The 25,682-nt window shown below is 42.3% G+C and carries 27 protein-coding genes; 18 read left to right on the forward strand and 9 right to left on the reverse strand.

Annotation, left to right across the window (positions count from 1 at the left end; translation table 11 throughout):
• Positions 1–72: 72 nt before the first annotated feature.
• The 12 genes from ECA1_RS07835 to ECA1_RS07890 all read left to right on the forward strand — a co-directional run bounded on the left by ECA1_RS07835 (position 73) and on the right by ECA1_RS07890 (position 10,262).
• Positions 73–765: a response regulator transcription factor gene (locus ECA1_RS07835; protein WP_016611088.1), complete on the forward strand. Its 693-nt coding sequence runs from the start codon at positions 73–75 to the stop codon at positions 763–765.
• Positions 758–1,741 carry a sensor histidine kinase gene (locus tag ECA1_RS07840; RefSeq protein ID WP_060792155.1) on the forward strand — a complete coding sequence of 328 codons (984 nt, stop codon included), beginning with the start codon at positions 758–760 and terminating at the stop codon, positions 1,739–1,741. Before ECA1_RS07835 ends, ECA1_RS07840 begins: the two co-directional genes overlap by 8 nt.
• Before the next feature lie 93 nt (positions 1,742–1,834).
• On the forward strand, positions 1,835–2,593 hold the full coding sequence (locus tag ECA1_RS07845) for an ABC transporter ATP-binding protein (protein WP_060792156.1): 759 nt from the start codon (positions 1,835–1,837) through the stop codon (positions 2,591–2,593).
• A 3-nt stretch (positions 2,594–2,596) separates the two neighbouring features.
• A complete protein-coding gene (locus ECA1_RS07850; RefSeq protein WP_060792157.1) occupies positions 2,597–4,570 on the forward strand; it encodes an ABC transporter permease in 1,974 nt (657 codons plus the stop codon).
• Between the two features lie 323 nt (positions 4,571–4,893).
• Positions 4,894–5,586 carry a M23 family metallopeptidase gene (locus tag ECA1_RS07855; RefSeq protein ID WP_060792158.1) on the forward strand — a complete coding sequence of 231 codons (693 nt, stop codon included), beginning with the start codon at positions 4,894–4,896 and terminating at the stop codon, positions 5,584–5,586.
• Between the two features lie 128 nt (positions 5,587–5,714).
• Positions 5,715–6,266 (forward strand): CDP-alcohol phosphatidyltransferase family protein, encoded by a 552-nt coding sequence (locus tag ECA1_RS07860; RefSeq protein WP_060792159.1) that lies wholly within the window; start codon positions 5,715–5,717, stop codon positions 6,264–6,266.
• 141 nt (positions 6,267–6,407) lie between these two features.
• Positions 6,408–7,391 (forward strand): serine hydrolase domain-containing protein, encoded by a 984-nt coding sequence (locus ECA1_RS07865; RefSeq protein WP_060792160.1) that lies wholly within the window; start codon positions 6,408–6,410, stop codon positions 7,389–7,391.
• Positions 7,392–7,661: 270 nt separating this feature from the next.
• Complete coding sequence (locus ECA1_RS07870; RefSeq protein WP_005230091.1) at positions 7,662–8,036, forward strand: hypothetical protein; 375 nt, start codon at positions 7,662–7,664, stop codon at positions 8,034–8,036.
• 164 nt (positions 8,037–8,200) lie between these two features.
• Entirely contained in the window at positions 8,201–8,503 is a 303-nt protein-coding gene (locus ECA1_RS07875; RefSeq protein WP_060792161.1) for an antibiotic biosynthesis monooxygenase family protein, read from the forward strand.
• A 58-nt stretch (positions 8,504–8,561) separates the two neighbouring features.
• On the forward strand, positions 8,562–9,026 hold the full coding sequence (locus tag ECA1_RS07880) for a hypothetical protein (RefSeq protein WP_005230093.1): 465 nt from the start codon (positions 8,562–8,564) through the stop codon (positions 9,024–9,026).
• A gap of 48 nt (positions 9,027–9,074) precedes the next feature.
• The gene (locus ECA1_RS07885; RefSeq protein ID WP_060792162.1) at positions 9,075–9,533 is read left to right on the forward strand and encodes a DUF3788 domain-containing protein; all 459 of its coding nucleotides are present in this window, start codon (positions 9,075–9,077) and stop codon (positions 9,531–9,533) included.
• A 315-nt stretch (positions 9,534–9,848) separates the two neighbouring features.
• Positions 9,849–10,262, forward strand: coding sequence for a VOC family protein (locus ECA1_RS07890; RefSeq protein ID WP_060792163.1), 414 nt, complete (start codon positions 9,849–9,851; stop codon positions 10,260–10,262).
• 88 nt (positions 10,263–10,350) lie between these two features.
• On the opposite strand, the gene ECA1_RS07895 is transcribed toward ECA1_RS07890, so the two are convergent.
• A complete protein-coding gene (locus ECA1_RS07895) occupies positions 10,351–11,235 on the reverse strand; it encodes a LysR family transcriptional regulator (RefSeq protein ID WP_060792164.1) in 885 nt (294 codons plus the stop codon).
• A 211-nt stretch (positions 11,236–11,446) separates the two neighbouring features.
• Here ECA1_RS07895 and ECA1_RS07900 point away from each other — a divergent pair, with 211 nt between their 5' ends.
• The 3 genes from ECA1_RS07900 (at position 11,447) to ECA1_RS07910 (ending at position 13,771) form a co-directional block, all read left to right on the forward strand.
• A complete protein-coding gene (locus ECA1_RS07900) occupies positions 11,447–12,544 on the forward strand; it encodes an alpha/beta hydrolase (RefSeq protein ID WP_060792165.1) in 1,098 nt (365 codons plus the stop codon).
• Between the two features lie 122 nt (positions 12,545–12,666).
• Entirely contained in the window at positions 12,667–13,179 is a 513-nt protein-coding gene (locus tag ECA1_RS07905; protein ID WP_060792166.1) for a cyclophilin-like fold protein, read from the forward strand.
• A 22-nt stretch (positions 13,180–13,201) separates the two neighbouring features.
• On the forward strand, positions 13,202–13,771 hold the full coding sequence (locus tag ECA1_RS07910) for a sugar O-acetyltransferase (RefSeq protein ID WP_060792167.1): 570 nt from the start codon (positions 13,202–13,204) through the stop codon (positions 13,769–13,771).
• Between the two features lie 78 nt (positions 13,772–13,849).
• Here ECA1_RS07910 and floT read toward each other — a convergent pair whose 3' ends face one another.
• Positions 13,850–15,304: a flotillin lipid rafts scaffold protein FloT gene (gene floT, locus ECA1_RS07915; RefSeq protein WP_060792168.1), complete on the reverse strand. Its 1,455-nt coding sequence runs from the start codon at positions 15,302–15,304 to the stop codon at positions 13,850–13,852.
• Between the two features lie 25 nt (positions 15,305–15,329).
• Entirely contained in the window at positions 15,330–15,857 is a 528-nt protein-coding gene (locus tag ECA1_RS07920; protein WP_060792169.1) for an NfeD family membrane protein, read from the reverse strand.
• A 427-nt stretch (positions 15,858–16,284) separates the two neighbouring features.
• Here ECA1_RS07920 and ECA1_RS17810 point away from each other — a divergent pair, with 427 nt between their 5' ends.
• Positions 16,285–16,413, forward strand: a complete 129-nt coding sequence (locus ECA1_RS17810) for a hypothetical protein (RefSeq protein ID WP_005236316.1) — start codon at positions 16,285–16,287, stop codon at positions 16,411–16,413.
• 80 nt (positions 16,414–16,493) lie between these two features.
• On the opposite strand, the gene spxB is transcribed toward ECA1_RS17810, so the two are convergent.
• The 3 genes from spxB to ECA1_RS07940 form a co-directional block, all read right to left on the reverse strand.
• Entirely contained in the window at positions 16,494–18,227 is a 1,734-nt protein-coding gene (spxB, locus tag ECA1_RS07930; protein WP_060792170.1) for a pyruvate oxidase, read from the reverse strand.
• Positions 18,228–18,354: 127 nt separating this feature from the next.
• Positions 18,355–19,047, reverse strand: a complete 693-nt coding sequence (locus ECA1_RS07935; RefSeq protein ID WP_060792171.1) for an N-acetylmannosamine-6-phosphate 2-epimerase — start codon at positions 19,045–19,047, stop codon at positions 18,355–18,357.
• 180 nt (positions 19,048–19,227) lie between these two features.
• Positions 19,228–19,713 carry a MerR family transcriptional regulator gene (locus ECA1_RS07940; protein WP_005230125.1) on the reverse strand — a complete coding sequence of 162 codons (486 nt, stop codon included), beginning with the start codon at positions 19,711–19,713 and terminating at the stop codon, positions 19,228–19,230.
• A gap of 137 nt (positions 19,714–19,850) precedes the next feature.
• Between ECA1_RS07940 and ECA1_RS07945 the strand changes: the two genes are divergently transcribed.
• Positions 19,851–21,329, forward strand: a complete 1,479-nt coding sequence (locus ECA1_RS07945) for an MDR family MFS transporter (RefSeq protein WP_015509856.1) — start codon at positions 19,851–19,853, stop codon at positions 21,327–21,329.
• Complete coding sequence (locus ECA1_RS07950; protein WP_060792172.1) at positions 21,326–22,033, forward strand: DUF4811 domain-containing protein; 708 nt, start codon at positions 21,326–21,328, stop codon at positions 22,031–22,033. The genes ECA1_RS07945 and ECA1_RS07950 overlap by 4 nt, the downstream gene beginning before the upstream one ends.
• A 133-nt stretch (positions 22,034–22,166) precedes the next feature.
• Here the strand turns inward: ECA1_RS07950 and ECA1_RS07955 are convergent, their stop codons facing one another.
• From ECA1_RS07955 to ECA1_RS07965, 3 genes are read right to left on the reverse strand one after another with little or no spacing between them, the layout of a single operon-like run.
• Positions 22,167–23,321, reverse strand: a complete 1,155-nt coding sequence (locus tag ECA1_RS07955) for a pyridoxal phosphate-dependent aminotransferase (RefSeq protein WP_060792173.1) — start codon at positions 23,319–23,321, stop codon at positions 22,167–22,169.
• Between the two features lie 17 nt (positions 23,322–23,338).
• Complete coding sequence (locus tag ECA1_RS07960; protein ID WP_005230134.1) at positions 23,339–24,061, reverse strand: amino acid ABC transporter ATP-binding protein; 723 nt, start codon at positions 24,059–24,061, stop codon at positions 23,339–23,341.
• On the reverse strand, positions 24,054–25,535 hold the full coding sequence (locus ECA1_RS07965) for an ABC transporter substrate-binding protein/permease (protein WP_005230136.1): 1,482 nt from the start codon (positions 25,533–25,535) through the stop codon (positions 24,054–24,056). The genes ECA1_RS07960 and ECA1_RS07965 overlap by 8 nt, the downstream gene beginning before the upstream one ends.
• Positions 25,536–25,682: the final 147 nt, after the last annotated feature.

Here is a 25,682-nt window from a genome sequence, read left to right on the forward strand (position 1 = left end):
GACGATTCTTTTTCTTTTCTGGTACACTGTCTGTAAAGAAGCAAGTGATTAATCAACAGAGAGGAGAAAGACATGCAAAAAATATATCTTGTTGAAGATGATGCAACGATCGTCTCTGTTCTAGCAGAATATTTGCAGCAATGGGGGTACGAATGTGTTTCTGCGAAGAATTTTGCTAGCATCTTGCAAGAGTTTCATGAGATCAAACCGGATCTCGTTCTTTTAGATATTTCACTGCCTTATTACAACGGGTATCATTGGTGCCAAGAAATTCGCAAGACGTCAGAAGTGCCGATCATTTTCCTTTCGTCGATGGATCAACAGATGAATCAGATCATGGCGATGAACATGGGAGCAGATGATTATTTAACAAAACCCTTTGATTTAGCCTTCGTTTTGGCAAAAATCCAAGCATTGCTGCGGCGCAGCTATCAGTATAGCCACCAACAAGCGCTGACCTTTGAGATAGGGCAAGTAACCTTTTATCCCACAGAAAATGTATTAAAAAAACAGGGGGAACAGTTGCCACTGTCTCCAAATGAAGCTCGGATTCTTTCCTTGCTTTTGCAGCATCGAGGGAAGATCGTAGCCAAAGAGACCATCATTGAAATGCTCTGGAATAGTGAAGAATTCATCGATAATAACACATTAGCGGTCAATATGACCCGCTTGCGAAAAAAATTAAGCCAGATCGAACTATCCGATTTGATCCAGACGGTAAAGAATAAAGGGTATTTGATAGAAAAGGAACACGCCTATGACTAACGTGAAAGAATATTTCGTCCTTTATGGAAAGTTTTATCTCGTTTACCTGCTGTTTAGTGCGGGCCTATTTGGGCTATTCTTTCTCCACAGCCTTTCGTTGGAGCCCTTCATTGACTATGTGGTCTTTTCAGGGGTGATCTTAGGGGGACTTTCCCTTTTTCATTATTTTCGTTACGCACAAAAAAGAAAGCAGCTGCAGCATTTATTAAGAAAAGAACGTATGACGGAAGCGGCGTTGGCGTTCTTGCCTGCCACTCGAAATCGTTTAGAAGACGAATACCAAGCCCTTCTTAAACAATTGGCAAGAGAAAAAACCACTTCTGATTACAAGGCAGCGTTAAAAAATGAAGAAATTTATGAAGATTTCGGCTTGTGGCTTCATCAAATCAAAACGCCTCTAGCTGCGCTGGATCTTTTGGTCCAAAGCGATTCGTTGTCACCGACGGAGGTCAAAGCGGAATTATTTAAGGTGAATGATTACTTGCAAATGATGTTGAATTATTTGCGACAAAATTTAGCGAATGAAGATTTTGTCTTTGAGTCGATTGCTTTAGCGCCCCTCGTTCGTCAAACGATCAAAAAGTATGCCTTGTTTTTCTCGAAAAAGAATCTGCAACTGGACATGGCGGTGGATTTGACGGTGACATCCGATCGAAAGTGGCTCGTTTTTATTTTTGAACAGGTTCTTTTCAACAGCTTGAAGTATACCGAAACCGGTGCCATTAACGTTTTCACTAAAGACAATGCCTTGGTGATTCAAGATAGCGGCATTGGTATTCGTAAGGAAGACTTGCCAAGGGTGTTTGAGAAAGGATATACGGGACAAAATGGTCGCTTTCAGCAACGAGCGAGCGGGCTAGGCTTATATATGAGTCAACAAGCGGCTGAAAAAATCGGCTGCCGTTTAGCGATTGATTCTGAAGTGGGACAGGGAACCATCGTCACACTTCATTTTCCCACCACAAATAACCGATAGCCGCAAACTTTCAACACTGTAAGTTTGCGGTTTTTATTGTAAGTCGCTTTTTTCTGCCAGTCAGCTTATTCTAAAAAGGAAGGAGGGAACAAGATGACACTTTTAAACATTCAACAAGTAAAAAAAATCTATCAAAGCCAGCTGAACGGACAACCCGTTGAAGCGTTGAAAAATATTACCTTTATGGTAGAAGAAGGGGAATATGTCGCTATCATGGGGGAATCAGGTTCGGGAAAGAGTACGCTGCTGAACTTGATGGCGACGTTAGACCAACCGACAGCGGGTGAAATGCAGCTGAATGGCATCGATCTGACCACGATCAAAGAAAAAGACGCAGCGAGTTTTCGACGGGATCACTTAGGCTTTGTTTTTCAAGACTTTAATTTATTGGACACCTTTTCGGTAAAAGACAATATTTTATTGCCATTAGTTTTATCGAAAGTTTCCGTCAAACAAATGGAAAAGCAGCTTCAGCCTATCGTACAAACTTTAGGGATCGCCGATTTATTGCAGCACTATCCGTATGAATTGTCTGGTGGACAAAAACAACGAGTTGCTGTCGCACGAGCGATCATCACAAAACCAGAACTGCTATTAGCAGATGAGGCAACCGGAGCGCTGGATTCGAAAACCTCTGATCAACTACTGACATTATTTCAACAGATCAATCAAAATGGACAGACGATCGTGATGGTCACTCACAGTTCGATCGCAGCCAGTCGCGCACAACGCGTCTTGTTTATCAAAGACGGGTATGTGTTTCACCAGCTGTATCGAGGGGATCGCAGCAATACCGCTTTTCTAGAAGCAATAGCCGAAACAATGACTGCTGTCTTTGCAAAGGAGGAGTAACCAATGTTCTTTCAAAAAATCGCCTTCTCCAATTTGCGTAAAAATGCCAAAGCTTACACACCCTTTTTATTATCTATGAGTTTCTTGGTGGCTGTTTTGATGATGACGCAAATCATCGTGAACAATCCGGGAATGAAGGAACTTCCTAGTAGTCAAAGCGCCATCTTCATGTTTCGTTTAGGAAATATCATCCTCATGATTTTTGCGGCGATCTTTTCCTTTTACACCAATAACTTTTTGATCAAGCAGCGAAAAAAAGAATTTGGTCTCTACAATGTTTTAGGACTAGGAAAACGTGAGATAGCCTTCGTGGTCTTTTGGGAACTCTTTTACAGTTTTCTCATTAGCCTTGCCGCCGGACTGATCAGTGGCTTATTGTTTGCACGATTAGGATTTTTGATACTGAAGAAAATCTTAGCCGTAGGCGAGTTCTTTGTCTTCAAACTGTCATTTGAGAGTATTGGCTTGGTGATCCTGTATTTTATGTTCGTCTTTGGTTGTTTATTTTTATTTGACATACTGCAAGTACGCAAAACCAATCCACTTCAATTACTGCAGGGAAGCAAGCGAAATGAAAAAGAACCACGAGCAAAAGGTATTTTGGCACTATTAGGTGTCCTATGCTTAGTGGCAGGCTATACGATCTCTGTGACGATCAAGTCGCCCATCAGTGCATTAGGCCTGTTCTTTGTCGCCGTCGTCCTCGTAATCTTGGCTACCTATTTGTTGTTTATTGCGGGCAGTATCAAAGCATTGCAATTTTTAAGAAAACGAACGACCTATTATTATCAAACGACCCATTTTATCAATGTCTCTACCATGTTGTATCGGATGAAGCAAAATGCGGCTGGTTTAGCAAGCATTTGTATTTTATCAACGATGGTGTTAGTGACCGTTGCTACGACCGCCAGTCTTTATTTTGGACAAAAGAATGTGATCGAAACCCGTTTTCCTTACGATGTTCAAATTGAGTCAGCGGCTGATTCCCAGCAAATCAACACAGCAATTAATGGACTTGAAGAGAAGCTAACGATCAAAGAGCGCCAGCAAGTCACTACAACAAGACCGTTGCTTTTTACCTTTGAGGAACCAAATTTTGTTCCCTCAACCACTTTTGAAGAAAATAGCGGTAGTTTAGATAAAGCCGTGTATCTTATTTTTCTTACCAGTTCTGAATACCATGAAATCACAGGGAAAACAGGACCCGCTGACGACGAACTATTCGTTTTTCCTGCCACCTGGACGCATCAAGCGTTACCAGAAAAGACGACGATCGATGATCGTCAATTTCGCTTGCGGGAATTGAAAGAACTGCCAACATTCACGAAAACAGAAAACCCCGTTCAGCATCTTGTTCTCGTGGTGGATGATCAGTGGCTTGCCGAAAAGCTAAGCTCTTGGTATCAAAACGAAGAGTTTCAACTTTACCAGCAACCAGTGACAACAACAGTCTTTAATTTTCAAGCAGCAGAAGCAAGCGATCGCGAAGCCATCGCAAAAGAGATTCGCAGCGAACTTCTAGCAGCAGATGCTCATGCGAGCGTTCAGTCAAAAGATCTTTTTGAAGTTCAAACAAAAACCTTTACAGGTGGCTTCTTCTTCTTAGGCTTGATTTTTGGTGTGATCTTTATTTTAGCTGCTGCATTGATCATTTATTATAAACAAGTTTCCGAAGGGATGGAGGACAAAGAACGTTTCGAGATCTTGCAAAAAGTTGGGTTAAGCCATAAGGAAGTCAAGCAAGTGATCCAGCAGCAAGTTTTGATGATCTTCTCATTTCCTTTGGTGGCAGCGATCATCCATTTGGCGTTTGCTTTACCAATGATTCGAAAATTACTGATTCTTTTTGGTCTGACGGATCGTAACTTATTGATTACGGTAACGATTATTTCTGTCCTGTTGTTTACAATGATTTATCTGCTGGTGTATTTCATCACCGCAAGAGTCTACTATCGATTGGTGGAGCGCAAACAGTAGAGGATGGACAAATGTTATTTTGTCAGACGATAGCTAGATGGATTAGTCGTCACCGCCAAGAGCTACAAAAAAATAAAATGTAAGAACACCTCATCCATGAAGCGACGCTCAAAAGTTAGAATTTTTGGTCTAACAGTTTGGAATCACTACATGATTGAGGTGTTTTTTTGATAGGCACGCCCGCTAGCCCACTTTTTTAGAGTTGAAAAAAAGCCTTAGGTGACCTATAGTGAAAAGGAGTAAAGCACGGGTATAGAGTGCCGCGCGATTGATAGTCATTTCAAAATAAGAGAGATCATGTGATCCAAAAAGGAGAAAGCCTTATGAAAGAGCAGCCGATAACCATTGGATTCCCCTTAAGAGGTGAGTGGCTTGCGCCGACTACACCAGCCGAGAAGATTCCTAGCCATGGTACCGATCGAATGGGGTTGCGTTATGCCTTTGATTTTTTACAAGTTAATTTTGAGGGGAAAACCAAAGCTTTTCATAATCGAAGCTTTCTGCGCTATTTCTTCTTAGGGGTTCCGCTGGAGAGCTGTTATTGTTGGGGCGAAAAAATCTATGCGCCTTGTGATGGCGAAGTAATTGTTGCAAGAGATGGCTATCGGGAACGGAAAATCGTTCACTGGATCAGAGATTTTTCGATCGCTATAAAAAATGGTTTGTTTTTTAATGAACAGAAAGATGATTATCAACAAATAGCTGGCAACTACATTGTGATAAAAGCTTCTGAGGGCGTTTATATGGCATTTGTCCATCTGCAAAAAGGATCTGTCACTGTCTCCGTAGGACAAAACATCACCAAAGGGATGGTGATCGGAAACGTTGGCCATTCAGGAAATTCGACTTCGCCTCATCTGCATTTTCAAGTGATGGACACAAGTGATATCGCTCATGCGAAAGGTCTTCCTTGCCGCTTTGAAGAATATGAAGTGTACCAAGAAGGGGGATGGACAAAGGTGCAGAATCGGATACCAGGAAGTACGGATCGGATACGATTGTTGAAGGGAGACTAAGGACCAGATTTGAAACATTCGCATCAGGGCTTGTAGGATGCTCAAAAGAAAAAACGTTTAAAAGTCTTTGGACTTCTTTTAAGTACGTGAAATAATCTTAGGTTTTCAAAATTTGTGAAGAAAATGAAATGCAGGGAGAACAAATGAATCATTTACCCAATATCCTTACCACTTCTCGACTGATTCTCGCACCACTTTTACTATTCCTTCAGCCAATGTCTGGCTGGTTTTGGCTGCTCTATTCCTATTGTTTTTTAAGCGACCTCGTCGATGGGCTGCTTGCAAGAAGGATGAATCTTACGAGTGAGGTGGGTGCCTTACTAGATAGTTTCGCAGATGTAAGCTTTTTTCTCGCAGTTTTTCTTTCTTTTCTACCACAGTTGTTGGCGGCTCATACACTTTGGGTCTGGCTACTAGTAATTGCTATGATTCGTTTTGTCAGTTATCTGATTGGCTATGTAAAATATCGGTCTTTTAGTAGTCTGCATACATGGCTCAACAAAGCAGTCGGTTTTCTTTTAGGTAGTTTCCCATTGCTGCTCATGGTGAGTCATGCAAAAATTGTTGTCTTGATTTTGGGGACCATCGCCACTGTTTCCGCATTAGAAGAATTGCTGATAACGATCCTCTCAAAAAATCTGGATAGAAATCAAAAATCGATATTCGAAAGTTTTAAGTAAGGCGCCTCTATCATTGAGGGCTTTTTTTTGCGTATTCATCGCTAATAGACTTTTAAAAGACCCTTCAAAAACAATTTTAAAAATAACATTGAAAACAATTTTTAATGGTATTATGCTTATCTTTGAAGGGAGGCTTCACAAATGAATAGACAAGAACTGCATGCATGTATCAGTAAAAACCAGCCTAATATTTGCCAAATTGCTGCCTACCAAAATGGAAAGGAAGTTTACTCGGATGAATGGCATGAGTATAAGCCAGAGGATACTTGCCACCTTATGTCCGCTACGAAAAGTATCGTTTCTCTACTAGTTGGGATAGCGATCGATCAAGGTGTCATCCGAAGTGTCAATGACAAAGTACTCGATTATTTTCCAGACTATCAAGTAAAACGGGGCGAAAAAACGATTCAGGATATTACGATCAAACACCTATTAACGATGCGAGCCCCGTATAAATGCAAAGGTGATCCATGGACAAAGGTTTGTTCGAGTGACGACTGGACCAGCGCCTCGCTTGATTTATTGGGAGGAAGAAAAGGAGTGACAAATGAATTCAATTATCAAACCGTTTGTCTGCAGATCCTCACTGGTTTGTTAGCGAAAGCTTCTGGAATGACGACCGTTGATTATGCGAACCATTATTTATTTCGACCTCTTGGTGTAGCCGAACTGACCAATTATTATGCGGAAACGGCACAAGAGCATAAGCACTTTACGATGAACAAGGCACCAAAAAAACCGGTTTGGTTTGGCGATCCTTTAAATATTGGCACTGCAGGTTACGGGCTTTGTCTTTCAGCAAAAGATTTAGCCAAAATCGGTGAGCTATGCTTGAACAAAGGCATCCATCAAGGACAACAAGTGATTTCTTCACAATGGCTCACTGAAATGGTCAATCCGCTAGAGACAAACATAGAGAAATTTCAAAATATGAGTTATGGGTATTTATGGTGGATCTTGGATACTGAGAAAAGCACCTATGCCGCCATCGGCAATAGTGGAAATGTCCTTTATATTGATCCCAAATCAGAGACTGTTATCGCCATTACGGCGTATTTTAAGCCAACTGTCTTTGATCGCATCGACTTTATCGAGACAGAGCTAAAACCGTTCCTTTTGCACTAATGAGCGTTAAGAAAAAGCAGTCTGCTGTCAAAAGTTGATTGCTTTTTTTGTAGGCGAAAGCTTAATGATCCCTTTTGTGACTATGGCAGGCAGGTGACCTACTGATAAAGCTCGGCTGCTAGCCTTTTTATGAAATTATAATTTAGCAATTTGATCCCGCAGGTAGTAGGCTAAATCAATAATAAACGGAAGATAAATGAGAAATGAATAAAATGACCAAACTATCAACGACGTAAACTTGGTATACTATAATTGAGAAGAAAATCACAAGTGAAAGGAGCGGTCGGGGTGTTTTCAGAAATCAGTATCTATCAAGTGAAACCCAGTAGTGTTGAGACCTTTGAAGCAGTCATGCAGGAAGCAACAGAGGCAATGAAGGCCATGGAGGGGGCTTTGTTCTTTCGATTAATGAAACGAACCCATTACATCAAAGAAATGAGGACCATCAAGGAAGGTCGCCTGCCAGATCCATTGACGAGAGTCATAAAATGTGTGAAATATGCTCACTATTGGGAGTTTGATAGCGAAGAAAATTATGGCAAAGCTCAAAAAAAGTTGTATGAAAGTTACTGGAAAGCAATGGAGAAATGTTTGATCGTTCCCCACGACAAGCTATTGGGGGAAGTTCTTGAGTGCTCGCTTTAGTTCCAAATGCTCTCCTGCTGAACGGACTTTTTGTTGCAACTGTTAAGAAAGGACAGGGTAGAAATACAATGGATGTTAAAAAAGTCATTTGAACGGTTGAATGGAGGACTGGTATTTTTTTAAACACTCTATTTCTTGAAGGAATCTAAAAGGAGGAAGCCCCGATGACACAGGTTGCTTTTCATAATTCGTACAAATTAAAAAAAGGCGTCTCAACAGCGGAATTTGTTCGTGTTGTTGAACAATTAAACCGAGAATACATTTCCAAACAAAGAGGATACCTTTCTTTTGAATTATTAGTAGATGGAGAAACTTGGGCGGACATCACCAAGTTCGAAACGAAAGAAGATGCGGAAACATTTGCCCGATGCGGCACGCCTAATGCCTTTGCACAAAAGTTTTATTCATTCATCAATCTAAACAGTTGCAGCTCTCACCTATACACGATTGAAAAAACGTTCCAATAACTAGCCACCATGGAAAGAACAGCGCAAAAAACAATTCATATGAAAAGAGGAACTTCTTATGACAAAACCAGCAGAATGGTATCAAGGAAAAGCCGGTCGGGCAGAACATTTGGTCTATTTAAATAAGGAAGCCAAAGAGCTTGAGAAACTGATTCACGGTGACAAAACAATGATCATTCGGGGGGCAGCCGGCAGAAAATCACCTTTAGGAGGAAGAGCCAAAATCAACGATCTTGTGTATTTTGTGGAGACCGGCGGCGATTTGACCATCACTCATCGGGGCATCATTGCCAACGTGATTGAATCTGAAAAGATGACGAAAGAAGAATCCATAGATTTTGTAAAACGCTATGAAAAAGAGTTGAATTTATCGAAAAAACAAGTCGATCGTTGGGCAGGGAAAAAGTATCTAGCGGTCTATGAAATCGCTGAATTAGAAGAAATAACACCATTTCAGTACAATCGTGAAAAAAATATGGATGATTGGGTCATCACAGATGATATCAACAAAATCAAATTGTAACGTAGCGAAAACCTTAAAAAACGAAGCGCAAAGGAGTTGAGTGGAAGGATGGACGGCAAAAAGCAATTGTTTCGAGACAAAAACGTGAAACCAACAGAGCAGCTGATTGCTGAATCTCTGGGTGAAGGATATGTCATTTATCAACGTTTTATCGAAACCCTTGAAAACGAGGGCATCTCTCTTATGGATTGGCGCTATTACCAAGATGGAAAAGCGTGGTTGTCAAAAGGCGAATACAAATGGACAACGACTCGTGGAACGAATAAAGTGAAACCAATTTTTTGGCTCTCGATGTGGGAGGGCTTCTTCAAAGTCTCCTTTCACTTTAGCGAGAAAGTCCGAACACAGTTATTGTCTTTACCAGTCAGCGATGAGACAAAGGAAACCATTCTTAAGGCGCCAACTAATGGCACGAAAATGAAGTTTTTTTCTGTGATTTTTGATGTCGCTAATCCATCACTCTTTGAAGATATCACCGAATTGATCGTGTTCAAAAAAAGTAAATAAAGTAAGAGTATGTTTATTTAACTTGGATAGTCTGATTTTATTACATCTATCAAAAAGGAATCTTTGTTATAGTTTACCCATTTTTTAGGTTAAGAAAAGTAAAAGTCAATCAGAAGACTCTAAGTTTATCGCCTTTCCTCTGATTGGGTTTTAATATAAGTAACTCTTGGGAAAACCAACGCTAATTTTGATTAGATTATCGGATAAAATTCACAATGAAATAAATTTTACTCGCTAAATATGCTATTATGGGTAAAATATGCTTTAATTACTTATGAATTGATGGAAGACACATTGGAAAAGGAGAAAAGACCAATGACTATTCAACGAATCACAGCTTGCGTTCAAGTCAAAGGAGACTATCAGAAGTGTTATCATTTTTATACGGAAAAAGTTGGTTTGGTACCAACTTATGGCGATGAGTCAGGTCCTTATACAAGCTTTGCATCGAAGAAAGAGGAGGCGCCTTTTTTTGGTATGTTCCAAGTGGATGCCGTGATCGATCAAATGGAGGGCTATCCGATTTCGGATAATCGGATTTCATCTGATACGCTTTCGGCAACGTTTCACACCACGGATTTTGAAGAAGATTATACGAGAATGAATAATGCTGGTGTAGTGTTTGAAGTGAGTAAAACCGTTTTTGGGGAAGGGGACCAAGCTTTTCATATTGCTTATTTCCGCGATCCAGAAGGAAATTTGCTAAGCTTGGAGGATGGTGGTGTCTAAAGAGGTCACATTTAAAAAGAATCAGAAAAAAACGTAAAGAAAGATTTATCTCATAATTGTTTTGAGATAAATCTTTTTTTATTTGAAATCATTCCTCTATAAAGCGTTCCTTCATCCGCTCCAAGAAAAGTCCAGAGGCTTTTGAAAAAACTTGGGTGTTTTTCCAAATGACCGCAAGATCTGATTCAAGGGTGGGACTCAATTTTCTAAAGCATAAAGGACTGTCAGGGGTGAAGTTGATTAATTTGTCGAGGGTCAACGCATAGCCGACACCTTCTTCAACTAACTTTGACGCATTGTACACGAGATTATACGTAGCAACGACAGTCAATTTGTTCATGTCTTTTTTCAACCATTTAGAAAGCTCACTGCTGACCAGACTTTGTCGTGAAGTAATCAAGGGAACCTCCCAGAGATCCTTTGGTGTGATGACTTCGTTACTAGCAAGGGGACTGTCTTTTCGCATCAAGACGCCCCAGGTGTCTCTGGCAGGTAAGCGCAAGGAATGGTATTTTTTGACGTCGACGGGGCTGATCACGACGCCAAAATCCAACAATCCTTTGTCCAACCGTTCTTTGACCTCGTCAGCATTGCCGCTAAATAAATGAAATTTGACGTTAGGGTACTCAACTTGAATCTCCTTGATGATTTTTCCCAACAGCTGGATCACGAAGGTTTCTCCAGCACCGATCGACACGTTGCCGGCAATCGTATCTCGAGGTGACAAAAATTCTGAACGGGTCTTTTCTATCAATTCTACGATTTCTTCCGCCCGCTTACGAAACAAGAGGCCATCTTCCGTCAGCGTAATTTTGCGATTGCCTCTGGTGAACAACGTCACGCCTAATTCTTTTTCTAACTCCATTAACTGTCGTGACAGGGATGGTTGCGAGAGATGCAGATGCTTTGCGGCAGCTGAAATCGTTTCTTTTTCTGCAACTGTTAGAAAGGTGGTTAAACTTTTTAATTCCATAGGTCTATACTCCTTTTTCTATGCTGTATATGAATAGTTGGGTATTTAATATTAGTATTTTACATAGAAAGATGCGGCAAGTACAATAGGTTTATCCAAAAATAGCTCAAGCGATCAAGAAAAAACGATCATCCAGACCTTGATCATTTGAGAAACATTGGACAATCGCCCTAAGGTACAGGATAGTTGACCGAGAAAGAAGGCGAATGAAATGAAAAAATGGCAAAAGAAGGCCCTTGTGTCTTTAGTTGTGCTGGCACCGTTGGTTTTAGGTGCTTGTAGCAGCAATAATGAGGAGACGAATGAAGAGCCGCAAGCCAGCTCAGGAGGAGAAACGATGACAGAAAATGTTTCATTGACAGATGAATGGGATAAAGTCTTCCCAGAAAGTGACACGGTGAATCACCGAAAAGTGACTTTCCAGAATCGTTACGGAATTACTTTAGTTGCTGATCTTTATGAACCAATTGATGCGCAAGGACCACTTCCAGCAATCGCTGTTAGCGGACCTTTTGGAGCAGTCAAAGAGCAGACATCTGGTCTATATGCGCAAACGATGGCAGAGCGTGGTTTTGTTACGATCGCTTTTGATCCGTCCTATACAGGTGAAAGCGGTGGCGAACCACGCTATGTGGCTTCCCCAGACATTAATACAGAAGATTTTCAAGCAGCCGTCGATTTTCTATCTGTCCAAGAAAACTTAGATGAAGAAAGAATCGGTTTGATCGGGATTTGTGGCTGGGGTGGTCTAGCTTTGAATGCCGCAGCCATCGATACCCGTGTGAAAGCGACTGTTTCTGCCACCATGTATGACATGTCGAGAGTCAATGCTCAAGGGTATTTTGATGAAATGGGGGCTGAAGGACGCCATGAATTGCGCCAGCAGCTGAACGCCCAACGTACAGTTGATTTTGCCAATGGCAGCTACGAACGAGCAGGTGGGGTACCAGATACACTGCCAGAAGATGCGCCTGTCTTTATGCAGGATTATTTTTATTATTACAAAACAGAACGAGGCTACCACGAACGTTCCTTGAACTCTAATGATGGTTGGAATGTCACGTCTTCGCTGTCATTCTTAAATATGCCACTTTTGTCTTACATTGATGAGATCCAAAGCGCCGTTTTATTGCTTCATGGAGAAGAAGCCCACTCACTTTACTTCAGTCAAGACGCTTTTGAGCAATTGCAAGGTGATAACAAAGAGCTAACAATTATTCCTAATGCTTCGCATGTTGATCTATACGACCAAACAGAGGTGATTCCTTTTGACCAAATGACCGAATTCTTCCAAGAGCATTTGAATTAAACAGCAACAACCAGCTGCACGACTGTTCAGTCCCATATCTTCTGCTGAGCAGTCGTATTTTAGAAAATAAGCATTCCGTTGCCCGCCGCTACATCGAATCATCAGCAGAAAGGAGTGAAGCCATGTTGATAAAACTCATCCCTGCTGTCTTGCTGTTCCTACTAAGTGCCTGTGGGACAAATGGAACAGAGGAGAGGCATGCGCTGTCTGCCAGCGAAACTTCCTCTGAGGCAAGTCAGGATCATGATCAACCGACGATTGAATCAGCAACAGATGTGGTCATTACGGTTGGTCAACAGGATTTTATAGCAAAGTTTTATGAAAATGAGGCGTCTGAATACCTAATGAATCAAATGCCCTTCACGTTGACAATGAGTGACTTGAACAATAACGAGAAATATTATCGTTTTTCTGAGAATTTGCCAGAAATGACTACAGAACGGCCGGAGATCCTTCACGCAGGAGAAATCATGAGCTGGAATAGTCATACGTTGGTGCTGTTTTATCAGACCTTTACCAATTCTTATAGTGGCTATAGTCGTATCGGCGTTATTGAAGATCCAGCAGGATTAAGGGAAGCGTTGGGGGGAGAAGACGTGGAGGTTGTCTTTTCGCTAAAAAATACTCGTGAGTAACGAATGATTAGGAGAAAAACAAATGACGATCGATCAATTAAACAAACTTATGGCAAGTGGTGAACCCTTACTTGCCGGTTCGCAAGCTTCAAAACAAATGGTGGCTTTGAGTGCTGAGGCGAGAAAACTGACCATGAAAATCAATACGGTTTATCATGAACCTCATGAATTACAAGAACTTTTTGCCCAATTGACTGGGAAAGCAGTTGAACCGACATTTTCGCTTTTTCCGCCTTTTTATACAGATTACGGCAAAAACATCCGCATTGGTAAAGGGGTGTTTCTTAACGCCGGTTGTCATTTTCAAGACCAAGGAGGGATCACGATCGGTGATGGTACCCTAATAGGGCACAACGTAGTTCTAGCTACCTTGAATCATGGCCTTCACCCTGAAGATCGTAGTACGCTTTATCCAGCACCCATTACGATTGGGAAGAATGTCTGGATTGGCTCAAATGCAACGATCGTTGCTGGTGTGACCATCGGTGACCATGCGATCATTGCTGCTGGGGCAGTGGTGACCAAAGATGTCGCTGAACGCACGATCGTGGCTGGTGTACCTGCAAACTATGTCAAAGAGGTCGCTGAGTAAGCACAATAGCAATGAGTAAGAAAAAAACTGCTGTTCGCCTTGTCGCTTTTGAAGCGATGAAGACGAACAGCAATTTTCTTATTCTTGAGGCGGCTCGCTCGTATTGGAACCGGCGAAGTTTTCGATCAACGATTTCACATCGAGACCGAGGGTTTCTTTCAAAGTTTCTTGTGTGGTCGATAGGAGATTGGTGGCGTAATTGGTGACACGATTGGCACCGCCGCCTTCACCTGATCCTGTATCAACGACCGAAATTTTATCGATATTGCCTAATGGGGCGGCAGCCTCTTTGACTAATTGCGGCATGATCTCAACGATCATGCTAAGGATCGCTGCTTCATCATATTTCTTGAAGGCTTCAGCGATTTTTTCCTTCGTTTCAGCTTCCGCCGTTCCTTTCGCCAAGGTCGTCTCGGCTTCTGCCAAACCAATCAGACGAATTTTATCGGCTTCAGCTTTTGCCAACGACTCTGTTCGAAACTGCTCAGCTTCAGTGGTTGCTAACGCAGACGCTTTTTTCGCTAATGCTTCTTGTTCAAGCGCATAACGATCGGCATCGGCTTTTTTCTTGATCTCAGAATCAAATTGGCGTTCACGACGCAAGATTTCTTTTTCTTCCAATTCGATTTGTTTTTGTCGTTCAACGACTTCGACTTCAATCTCTTGTTCTCGGACTTTTTGTTTCATGATGGCACTTTGCAGATGATAGGCTTGATCGGCATCGGCTTTGGCGATGTCTTGTTCTTTCTTATAAAGCGCCAGCTTCAATTCTTTTTCCTTCAATGCTTCAGCGATTTCGGTCATGCGTTTTGATTCCGCTGTTTGCGATTCTTGTTCCGATTGGGCTTTTTTGATGCGGGTTTCTTTCAGCGCTTCGGCTTCCGCAATTTCAGCATCCCGTTTGACTTGGGCGATTCTAGGTTTTCCAAGAGAATCTAAATAGCCATTTTTGTCTCGTACTTCTTTGATCGTAAAGGAGACAATGATCAAGCCCATTTTCGCTAGATCGACAGAGGCCACTTCTTGCACGCTTTGGCTAAATTTGTCGCGATTTTGATAGATTTCTTCGACGGTCATCGAACCAAGGATCGAACGCAGGTGACCTTCCAAGACTTCTCGTACCTCATTTTCTAATTCTTCACGGGTTTTTCCTAGAAACTGTTCCGCTGCCGTTGCGATTTCTTCCACGGATGAGCCGATCTTGATAATGGAAGTTCCATCACACATAACGGGAACCCCTTGTTCCGTATACACTTCTGGTGTTGAAACATCCAGCTTGCTGGAAAGTAAGCTGATTCGGTTTGATCGTTGGAACACTGGCAAAACAAAGGCTCCGCCACCACGCACGATTTTGATTTTGTTATTGCTCTCATCCGCATGAACATTTTTGTTGCCAAGGTAACTTCCGCTGATAATCAACGCTTCATCGGGCTTAGCTGTTTGATATTTCGTGACAAAGATGATCAAAAGCATCAGTAAAATGAACGCCACGATTGCGATCGGAAAGACAATTGGTGATAAGAAAATATCCATAGATGCACCTCTTTAGTGATTTATTTTAGTTGTCCAAAAATTTTTCTGTATAGGGAACGACGTAGCAAATACGCTCTTTGACTTCAATAATCAAAACTTTTGATCCTGTTGCTAATGGTTCATCGATAGGTTGAAAAGCCGAGGCTGGACGATTACTTGAACCAGTGACACTTGTGAGTTGAATTTCACCCATTCCTTCACAAGGAATCGGCGTCAGCACCGTTGCGATTCGACCTTCAAAGTCTTTCTCGGAACTCGAAAGCGTCGCTTCAGCATTCCTCATGGGAATCAGCACGTAAAAATTCAAGAGAAAAACGAGCCCTGTAGAAAGACAACCGCTACCAATGAAAAGCATCATCGAATAGCCTGGGAAAATAGTTTCCCCTAAGTAACCGAAAAGACTCGTAAAGGCAAACCAGGGGATGATCAACATCGGATCAATTGGACCATCAAAATCGAAGATATCGCCAAACAGAAGCAGCAAAAAGGCTAAAATGGCACAGCCAATCAATACATACAAATAAATCTGATCAGGTGCGTAAGTGTGCAGCACGTATCCACCTCCTTTCAAATAGAGTGATTTGTAAGAACAATGAAAGCTAAGAAACAATCGGAAGAAGAACGAGGGAAGGAAAAGAACGGAATAGGTGTTCTGTTATAATTATACCAATAAATAATAAAAAAACTTAAATAAAATAGTAAATTTGAACAAATAGTACAACAAAGGGAGGTTTATTTTTCTTGAAAGAGCCAATCAAAAGTCAGCTTTTTTTCACCAGCCATTGACAAACCAAGAAAATCCAAGTAGATTAAATCAGGGTACTAGAAAAAGGAAAAATCAGCTGCAGATGATTTGAATCTTAAGAGGCAGCTTTTATTTTCTATTACCATAGATCGAAGGTAGTTGTTCGCAAACATAAAAGAAGTCAGGAACACTTCTTTTCAACCGACAGTATTGCTAAGAAATAGAGGTGGAATCGATGGATCAAAAAGAAAAAATGTTAGAACTAATCAAGAAAAAACAAGGCGGCGGCCGTTCAAAAAAAATGGAATCCCCAAAAAATGATCGAAAAAACATGCGTAAAGGCCCGAAAATCTATAATAAGTAAGGCGATGCATTAGAAACATGAAATGGTTGATGAAAAAAAAAGAGAGAAGGACAGGATTTCTGTCTTTCTCTCTTTTTTATTTACTCTTGAGAATCCACGTACAACTCACTCAAAGCTGGCAGATCATGAACTTGGTATTTTGCTTTAAAAGCTGCGATTTCTTCAGCGCTGAAGCGGTTCGGATCAAGTTTCAGTTCTTCGACAGGAAGAGGTCGTTCGTTAGCGATCTTGACATCGATCACCACAGGTCCGTTGATTTCTTTAGCTTGTGTAAAGACGGATGCTAATTCTTCTTCCTTCGTTACCGTGAAGCCTTTCGCACCTAATGCTTCCCCAACTTTACCAAAATCAGCACCGGCTAGTTGGACACCGAACTTGGTTTGCTCGGTATCTTCTTGCTCCGCTTCGATGAAGCCGAATGAGTCATTGGAAAAGACCACGTTGATGATTGGCAAATCATATTTCACTTGGGTGATGATGTCTTGCATTTGCATCGCAAAACCGCCATCCCCACTAAAGGTAAATACTTGGCGATTCGGATAGCTCAATTGAGCGGCGATCCCACCAGGTACACCATTGCCCATTGTCGCAAACCAGCCAGACGTTGTGAAACGCTGTTCACCCGTCATTTCTAAATGACGGATACTGTGAATCGTCACATTACCGACATCCGTGACAAACAGGGCATCAGGAGCTGCAATTCGGTTGATTTCTCGATAGACAGGTTCAGGACGCATAGGAACTTGCGAATCATGGTAAAAATGATGGCGCCATTCATGCCAATTGCGACAGTTTTCTTGATTGGCTTTTAACCAAGCATCTGCAGGACGAGGGGCTGCCATCTCTGTCCATTTTCTAAGAGCGGTCGCACCATCTCCTAAAACGGAGACATCCGTCTGATGACGACGACCAAATTTCGAGGCGTCGATATCAACTTGGATAAAGTTGGCACCAGGATTGAAAAAGCGGCGGCCAAAAGGGAAGTCACTGCCGACAAAAACGATGAGATCGGCTTCTGCTAAAGCTTCATTGGCAGGTTTTGTCGCAACCCGTCCAGCAAATCCAAGAAAGTTTTCATAAAGATCAGGCACGATGCCTTTGGCTAAGACAGAAGCTGCGATAGGCATCGAGAAATGCTTAGAAAAAGCATCGATGGCATCAAAATGACCAAAGAGACCTTGTCCGATATAAAGGACGGGTTTTTTTGCTTGTTCAAAATAAGGAAGGGCAGCCTGTAAGTCCTCTTCATCAGGTTGGAGAACACCTGTCTTATGATTTTTTGCGGTTGCAATCTCCTGTTCGTCGATTTCTGCAAACCCGTAATCGACCGGGATCGTTACCACAGCGACTCCTTTAAATTTGTAGGCTGCTTTAATGGCTTCGTCCACCACGTGGGGCAAACTTTCAGGGGACATGACCGTGCGATTGTAGATACTGACATCAGCGAACATCGGATTTTCATTCATTTCTTGAAAATCATTGTAGTTCATCGAGCTCGAAGCTACTTGTCCTAACAAGGCAACGACGGGCACATTATCCATTTGAGCATCGTATAAGCCATTGATCAAATGGGTGGCACCCGGACCAGCAGAACCAAAAACCGCACCGACTTTTCCCGTTAGCTTGGCATCAGCCGCTGCTGCCAGCGCACCTGCTTCTTCATGACGTACTTGAATATACTTGACCGATTGCCGTTCATGGTACAAAGCATCCATCGTTGAGTTGAAAGATCCACCGGGGATTCCATAGATATGGTCGATGCCCCAAGCTTCAAAAACCTTGATCATTGCTGTACCAGCATTGATTTTTGTCATTTTCTTCACTCGCTTTCTCTGTTGTCATTCGTTCTCTTTTAAGTATAAACGTTTCTCAAAAAGACAACAAAGAATGCGCCTTCTGTCACAAGGCGCAGCGAAAGACTTATTTTAGGAAATGAACGACTCAGTTGCGCAGCTCTTGCACGAATCGGCTGGCGATCTCTTTTGGTCGGGTGATGGCACCACCAACCACGATACCTGTCACACCCATATCTTGGATTTTCTTTGCTTGCTCAGGTGTATGGATCTTGCCTTCGGCTATCACTGGAACCTTCGCCGCAACCAATTGCTGGATCAATTGATAATCTGGTTCGTCATTGGTGGGACTATTCGCCGTATAGCCGGACAAAGTTGTACCAACAAAATCGACGCCCGCTTCAAAGGCATTGATGCCTTCCTCATAGGTGGCGATATCTGCCATGAGTAGTTGATGGGGATAAAGAGTTTTGATTTGTTTGATAAAGGCATTGACCGTCAAGCCATCGTGACGTTTGCGCAAGGTGCAGTCCAAAGCGATCACCGCAATCTGTAAAGCTGCTAATTCGTGCACCTCTTTGATGGTCGCTGTGATAAATGGTTCTTCAGGTGGATAGTCTTTTTTGATGATTCCGATGATCGGCAGATCAACAGCGGCTTGGATTTCGCGAATATCGCGAACGGAATTGGCACGGATGCCAACAGCTCCAGCTTCTTGAGCTGCTTTTGCCAATAGGGGCATGACACCGCCTTTTTCGGTATACAAGGGTTCTCCAGGCAATGCTTGACAAGAAACAATCAACCCGCCCTTGATTTGTTGGGTAAAGACTTCTTTTTCCATTTATATGACACTTCCCATTCTGATAAAGGTTCGTTTCTCCCTTCGACTATATCATGAGGTTTTTTGCTTGTAAATGAATCAACACCTCTTTGAATCAAAGGCAAGACATTCAAAAAACGTGCAGCAAGCATCATTGTCATGGATACTTGCTGCACGTAACGAATATGCTAGGCAGATTTTTTATTCTGCTTGTTTTGACGTGCATTGCTTGAACTTTTCAAAATCGATCGTTTGATTAGCAGGCAGCACTTCGTATTGCAATCGTTCTGTTTCTTCATCGTGAATGATATGGAGGATTTTTCCTTCGTCATCTACTGGTCCCAGACTGATGATCGTAAAGCGTTCATTGATGACTTCTAAATTTTGTAAAACCCCAGAAAACACTTTGCGAATATGATGGGCGGTTTTGATTTTTTTGTCCGCTTTTTCAACAGCCTTGGCCAACGTAAAGCCTTCATCTAAAAACGTTTTGATCATTTCCACTTTGACGACCGTGGGCAGTCGGTATTTTCGTGGGGCATTTTCTTCTTGTGGGACCGATTGAATAAATCCTTTTTGTTCCCAATAACGCAATTGGCGAGGGGAGATATCACACATTTGGCTAAGTTCGCTGATGCCGACCAACAAGTTTTCATTATCAACGAGTTTTCGAAAAAGATGAGACATACGGACTCCATTCTTGTAAAGGTATTTGTTAATATTGTAACTTGTTTTACTTTTATGTCAAGTAGGTTGACAAATTTCAGGGAAAGATTTAAAGTAAAGAAGGTTTTATGAAAAATATACTGAAAAGAGTGTGAAATATGTCAACGAGTCGTCCTTTAGATATCTACGGCAAACCTTACAACCGTTCCTTACTGGTCATGGTTTTGCTGATCGGTACGTTTTGTACTGTTTTGAACCAAACATTGTTAACAACGGCTTTTCCAACTTTGATGGATGCCTTTGACATCTCAGCATCTGATGTTCAATGGCTGACCACTGGTTTCTTGCTGGTCAATGGGATCATGATCCCGATCACCGCATGGCTGATCAACAAGTTCAGCTCGAGAAGTCTTTACTTAACGGCAATGAGCATCTTCCTTGCAGGAACGATCGCTTGTTTTGCTGCACCGAACTTTTCTACATTATTGATTGGCCGCTTAGTGCAAGCTGCCGGTGTAGGGATCTCGATGCCGCTTTTGCAAAATATCATGTTGTCGATCTTCCCACCAGAAAAACGCGGTTCAGCCATGGGCATGTCAGGAATCGTTATTGGGTTAGCACCAGCCTTAGGCCCAACGTTATCTGGTTGGATCATTGATCATTATGACTGGCGCTATTTGTTCGGAATGGTCATTCCGATCGTCGTTTTAGTCTTAGTCTTAGCGCTCTTTCTAATGAAGAGTGTGATTGAATTGTCGCATCCGAAAATCGATCTGTTCTCAGCGATTTTATCAACCCTTGGTTTTGGTACATTGCTCTATGGCTTTTCAAGCGTCGGCGACAAAGGGTGGGGCAGTATTGAAGTGATCGGTTTTCTAGCAGCCGGTGTCTTTTTCATTGCTTTCTTTGCATGGCGTCAATTGCACATTGAGCATCCGTTCTTAGAGTTGCGCGTGTTCAAATCAACGACCTTTACCTTGGCGTCGATCCTTTCAGGGGTCACGAATATGGCGATGATCGGTGCTGAAATGGTTCTCCCATTGTATATCCAAAACATTCGTGGTGAGTCAGCGTTTCATTCAGGATTGATGTTATTGCCAGGTGCGTTGATCATGGGGATCATGATGCCGATCACTGGTGCGATCTTTGATAAGTATGGTGCAAAACGTTTAGCTATCACCGGGATGTTTATCTTGACTGCCGCAACCTTACCATTTGCTTTCTTAACAAAAGATACACCGATTTTGCATATCATCATTCTTTATGGGATTCGGATGTTCGGGATCTCAATGGTGATGATGCCAGTAACGACTTCAGGAATGAATGCCTTACCTGGTCATTTGATCAGTCACGGTACCGCGGTAAACAATACGTTCCGTCAAGTAGCCAGCTCAATTGGTACGGCTATCTTGATCAGTGTCTTGACAAACGTCACCAAGGGCAACTTGCCAAGTGATTCTTTGCTGGATGCAACGCCTTTGGCATACAAAGAAAAAGCAATTGAAGCGACTTTATCTGGCTACCATGCCGCCTTTTATGTGGCAGCGGTCTTTAGCTTCTTAGGATTCTTGATCGCCTTCTCCTTAAAGAAAAAAGAACCACGATTGACGGTTCTTGAAGGAGGTGCGGACAAATGATCTTGCTTTTGATCGTTCTTAGCGTGTTAGGGTTTGCGGTACTGAATGTCTTTGCCAAAAACAAGCTGCAAACAGGTTTATCATTGGTCTTAGGTCTAGTCTTCGTGGCAAGTGTCGTCGCATTGATGGCCAATTTGACCTATCATTTTGGAATGGAAAAAGAAACGACTGCTAAAACAACCCCACTGGTTTCTAGTGCCGATAACGAGAATTTTGATTTGCTATTGTATCAGCCATTAGGAGATGGTACGGAAAAAATCTACCTATATAAAACGGATGCTGATCAAGAGGAACCCAAACAAACCGGTACTGATAAAGTGACTAATGTGGTGGAAACAGGGACTGATTCAGCTCAATTAGAAACAAAAACGACGCGCTGGGTTTATAAAAGTGACCTATCACGCTTCTTGTTCGGGATCGCTGATAACGATGGCCAATATGTCAGCCGTACCAATACGTTCTCATTGCCAGATTCATGGGAAGTCTTGAGTGTGGATCAAGCAAAAAAACTGGCTTCTTTAGCGAAAGAACAAGCGGACACCATGAAAACACAAGGACAAGCATATGTCCAAGAAAAAATGCAAGCTGCATTAATGGCTGATCCAACTATGGATGAGGCAGCCCAAAAAGCAAAAATCGCTGAATTGACAGAAGCTTATCAAAAAGAAGCGATGGCAAAACTGCTGGAAGAAGCAAAAAAGTAAAAACGAGCAGATAGTCAGGGGAGGGAAGAATCAAATCGGATTCTTCTGTCCCTTTTTTATATGGAACGTGATACTTTTGAAAAACGGCTGCCACCAAAAAAAATCCCACACACTAGAAGTGAGTGGGTTTTCTTTAATCAAATGAGCACGCGGCAATCCGGTCGAAAGCTTCTTTTAACAAGTCCAACGATTGGGTGGCAGCTAAGCGAACATAGCCATCGCCGGTCGTTTCTCCAAAGGCTTTCCCAGGGATCATCAGCACACTGGTTTCCTTTAATAGTTTCTCGACAAAGCTGACAGAGTCCAACCCCGTTTGTTCAATGTTGATGAAGGCATACATGCTTCCTTTGACTGGGGATAAGGAAAGGAACGGGATCTCAGCAACCCGTTGTTCAATGTAAGTCAGTCGTTCCTTAAAGACAGCAACCACTTGCGGCACGAGGGTATCATAGTGATTCAATGCGTAAATACCTGCCCGTTGTGAAGGAGTTGGTGCCGAATAGGCGATCGCCTCATTGATCAGTTTTGCCGTAAGATTGATCGATTCAGGTGCGATCATGTAACCGATCCGCCAGCCTGTCATGGCAAAGGCTTTTGAGAAACTGCTGAATGTGATGGTGTTCTCAGGTGCGAAGGCTGCCATCGGTACAAAGGTGTCATCAAAGCAAAAGGCTTCATAGACTTCATCTGAGAGGATTAGTAAGTCATGGTCAATGGCAACTGCTGCGATTTTTTCAAAAGTTTCTGGAGAAAAAACAGCACCAGTAGGATTGTTGGGTGAATTGATAATGATTGCACGGGTTTTCTCAGTGATAGCGGCCTTTAAAACCTCGACGTCGATTTGAAAGCCATCTTTTTCAAAGGTCGGAATAAAGACTGGCACACCACCGACTAGTTCGACTTGTTGTTTGTAAGGCGAAAAGTACGGTTCGTGAATAATCACTTCATCACCGGGATCAGTGATGGCAGCCAAAGCTAAGTACATGCCATGCAATGCACCGACAGTTCCTCGTACTTGACTAGGAGAAAAAGTAAGCTGGTATTGCTTTTGGTAAAAATCACCGACAGTTTGGATAAAATCAGCACTGCCGTCTGAAGCGGTGTATTTTGTATGACCTGCTTTGACGTCAGCAAAAGCTGCTTCAATGATTGTCGCATCTGTAATCAAATCAGGATCACCAATCGACAAATCAATCAAATTTGGGGTTTTCTTCGCAAGAGTGGCGATCTCCATTAAAAGATTTTCTTCTGGTTGTAAAAAACGTTCTGCAATCAACGGACGGTTCATTTTGTCATCTCCAATTTCTATAAAACTTTGCTTAAAAAATCCTGTGTCCGCGCATTTTGCGGATGCTCAAAGATTTGTTCTGGTGTTCCTTGTTCTTGAATGATACCGTCAGCCATAAAGATGACACGATCGGCAACTTCTTTCGCGAAGCCCATTTCGTGGGTAACGACGACCATCGTCATGCCTTTTTCTGCCAAAGCTTGCATGACCGTCAACACTTCTCCAACCATTTCTGGGTCCAATGCTGAGGTTGGTTCGTCAAAGAGCATTACATCAGGATCCATTGCCAATGCTCTAGCAATAGCGACCCGTTGCTGCTGCCCGCCAGAAAGGCTAGAGGGGTAACTATCCGCTTTTTCAGCTAAGCCAACTTGCTCCAGCAATCCTTTCGCTGTCTCTTCGGCAGCAGCTTGCTCTTGCTGTTTGACTTTGATCGGGCTGATAGTCAGATTTTCTAACACCGTTTTATGAGGGAATAAATTGAAGCTTTGAAAGACCATTCCCATTTTTTGACGAATCTGATCGATTTTCACCCCTTTTGCCAATAAATCATTGCCTTCGAAGGTGATTTTCCCACCAGTCGGCTGTTCAAGTAGATTCAAGCAGCGTAAGAAAGTACTTTTCCCACTTCCTGAGGGTCCGATGATCACAACGACTTCACCAGGTGTCACTTCAAGATCGATTTCTTTTAAGACGGTATTCTCGCCAAATGTTTTTACTAATTTTTCAACTTTAATCACTAGTTTTCATTCTCCTTTCAGCAACACCCAATAGACGTGAGAGGGCGAAGGTCAATACAAAGTAGATCAATGATACGATAACGTATGGTAAAAATGGTTTGAAGCTGGCCCCTTGAACGACGCCTGTTTGGAAAATCAGTTCAGACACACCAATCACCGATACGACCGAAGACTCTTTGATGACCGTGACAAATTCATTTCCTAGAGCAGGCAAGATGTTTTTGATGGCTTGCGGGAAAATGATGAAGCGCATCGCTTGGATCTGATTCATGCCTAATGAACGAGCGGCTTCCAGCTGTCCTTTATTGACGGCATTGATCCCAGCACGAATGATTTCTGCCACATAGGCGGCACTGTTTAGTGCTAAGGCAATACAGCCAGCAGCTAACTTCGAAAGCTCTAAGCCTAACACGCCTGTTCCAAAGTATACAATAAATATTTGTACTAACAAAGGTGTTCCCCGAACATATTCAATATAGACAGCGGCAATGACTTTCAATGCTTTTGACTTAGAAAGCTTCATAAAGGCTAACAAGCTGCCACCGATAGAGCCGAATAATACCCCAACCAAGGCTAGGAAGATCGTATAGCCAGTTCCAGTGATGTAAAAAGGCAGATATTTTTCCCAAAAGCTTTGCTCTTCATCGATCGTGCCTTCTTCGGTAAACATCAATCGATAGGCATCTTCTTTGTATTGGCTTAAAAGATCATTACTAATGATAGTTTCAATGGAGGAATTGAGTTTTTCCAGTAAAACTGGCGCTTCTTTCGAGATGGCGATCGCGGTCTCCTTCACGCCGTTTTCAAACGTGACATTTTCGGCTAATGCCAAGGTATCATTCGCCGTCACATAAGCTTCAGCGACGGGACCTTCCATCACGATCGCATCGATCTTGCGTGATTTTAGATTGGTGATCAAATCAGGCACCCTTTGCAAAGAGGTGACGGTCGAGCCAGTCAATTCTGTATTTGCCAGCTCTTCTTGTGTGGTTTGTCGTTGTGCACCGACAGCTACACCATCAAAATCAGCCGTCGATTGGAAACGATCCGCGTCTTCTGCTCGAACCAGAACGGTCTGTTGGACTTCCATATAGGTGTCAGTGAAATTGACTTCTTTACGGCGCTCATCCGTAGCAGCCATCCCAGAGATGACGACATCGATTTTGCCCGTTTTTAGAGCCCCTAACAGCGCGTCGAATCCAAGCTCCTCAATTTTCAGATCGACCCCTAAGTCATCTGCAATTTTTTGGGCAATCGAGATATCGATCCCCACGATTTCATTTTTTCCATCAACATTGGCACGGAATTCATATGGTGCATAATCGGCAGATAAACCCACGACCAATACACCATTTTCTTTGACTTTTTCATAGATTGGATCGGTTTCTTCTGCATGTGCTTGTCCGACAAAGAAAAACGGCAGCAATGCTGTGATGATCCCTAATAAAACAGTACCCTTACTAAACCTTTTCATGTAAACGCCCCTTTAACTTTTTCTGCGCATCTATTAAAAATGCAAATAATAACTAATAAATGTATAAAAATACATATAAGTGATAGAAACTATCATAGCATAACATCAGTTGAAGTCAATAAGTCAGAGAAAAAAAGTCAAAAATTG

Origin of the sequence: Enterococcus casseliflavus NBRC 100478 (assembly GCF_001544095.1) — a bacterium.
GTDB classification, from domain to species: Bacteria; Bacillota; Bacilli; order Lactobacillales; family Enterococcaceae; genus Enterococcus_D; species Enterococcus_D casseliflavus.

Excerpts from the sequence above, each read along its gene's own strand:
- ECA1_RS07950 (WP_060792172.1), top strand. The coding sequence starts at position 21,326 with ATGATCTTGCTTTTGATCGTTCTTAGCGTGTTAGGGTTTGCGGTACTG.
- ECA1_RS17810 (WP_005236316.1), top strand. The coding sequence starts at position 16,285 with ATGGATCAAAAAGAAAAAATGTTAGAACTAATCAAGAAAAAACAAGGC.
- floT (WP_060792168.1), bottom strand. The coding sequence starts at position 15,304 with ATGGATATTTTCTTATCACCAATTGTCTTTCCGATCGCAATCGTGGCG.
- ECA1_RS07875 (WP_060792161.1), top strand. The coding sequence starts at position 8,201 with ATGACACAGGTTGCTTTTCATAATTCGTACAAATTAAAAAAAGGCGTC.
- ECA1_RS07890 (WP_060792163.1), top strand. The coding sequence starts at position 9,849 with ATGACTATTCAACGAATCACAGCTTGCGTTCAAGTCAAAGGAGACTAT.
- ECA1_RS07965 (WP_005230136.1), bottom strand. The coding sequence starts at position 25,535 with ATGAAAAGGTTTAGTAAGGGTACTGTTTTATTAGGGATCATCACAGCA.
- ECA1_RS07855 (WP_060792158.1), top strand. The coding sequence starts at position 4,894 with ATGAAAGAGCAGCCGATAACCATTGGATTCCCCTTAAGAGGTGAGTGG.
- ECA1_RS07900 (WP_060792165.1), top strand. The coding sequence starts at position 11,447 with ATGAAAAAATGGCAAAAGAAGGCCCTTGTGTCTTTAGTTGTGCTGGCA.
- ECA1_RS07845 (WP_060792156.1), top strand. The coding sequence starts at position 1,835 with ATGACACTTTTAAACATTCAACAAGTAAAAAAAATCTATCAAAGCCAG.
- ECA1_RS07835 (WP_016611088.1), top strand. The coding sequence starts at position 73 with ATGCAAAAAATATATCTTGTTGAAGATGATGCAACGATCGTCTCTGTT.
- ECA1_RS07940 (WP_005230125.1), bottom strand. The coding sequence starts at position 19,713 with ATGTCTCATCTTTTTCGAAAACTCGTTGATAATGAAAACTTGTTGGTC.
- ECA1_RS07905 (WP_060792166.1), top strand. The coding sequence starts at position 12,667 with ATGTTGATAAAACTCATCCCTGCTGTCTTGCTGTTCCTACTAAGTGCC.
- ECA1_RS07865 (WP_060792160.1), top strand. The coding sequence starts at position 6,408 with ATGAATAGACAAGAACTGCATGCATGTATCAGTAAAAACCAGCCTAAT.
- spxB (WP_060792170.1), bottom strand. The coding sequence starts at position 18,227 with ATGACAAAAATCAATGCTGGTACAGCAATGATCAAGGTTTTTGAAGCT.
- ECA1_RS07910 (WP_060792167.1), top strand. The coding sequence starts at position 13,202 with ATGACGATCGATCAATTAAACAAACTTATGGCAAGTGGTGAACCCTTA.
- ECA1_RS07885 (WP_060792162.1), top strand. The coding sequence starts at position 9,075 with ATGGACGGCAAAAAGCAATTGTTTCGAGACAAAAACGTGAAACCAACA.
- ECA1_RS07880 (WP_005230093.1), top strand. The coding sequence starts at position 8,562 with ATGACAAAACCAGCAGAATGGTATCAAGGAAAAGCCGGTCGGGCAGAA.
- ECA1_RS07860 (WP_060792159.1), top strand. The coding sequence starts at position 5,715 with ATGCAGGGAGAACAAATGAATCATTTACCCAATATCCTTACCACTTCT.
- ECA1_RS07840 (WP_060792155.1), top strand. The coding sequence starts at position 758 with ATGACTAACGTGAAAGAATATTTCGTCCTTTATGGAAAGTTTTATCTC.
- ECA1_RS07945 (WP_015509856.1), top strand. The coding sequence starts at position 19,851 with ATGTCAACGAGTCGTCCTTTAGATATCTACGGCAAACCTTACAACCGT.
- ECA1_RS07895 (WP_060792164.1), bottom strand. The coding sequence starts at position 11,235 with ATGGAATTAAAAAGTTTAACCACCTTTCTAACAGTTGCAGAAAAAGAA.
- ECA1_RS07850 (WP_060792157.1), top strand. The coding sequence starts at position 2,597 with ATGTTCTTTCAAAAAATCGCCTTCTCCAATTTGCGTAAAAATGCCAAA.
- ECA1_RS07955 (WP_060792173.1), bottom strand. The coding sequence starts at position 23,321 with ATGAACCGTCCGTTGATTGCAGAACGTTTTTTACAACCAGAAGAAAAT.
- ECA1_RS07935 (WP_060792171.1), bottom strand. The coding sequence starts at position 19,047 with ATGGAAAAAGAAGTCTTTACCCAACAAATCAAGGGCGGGTTGATTGTT.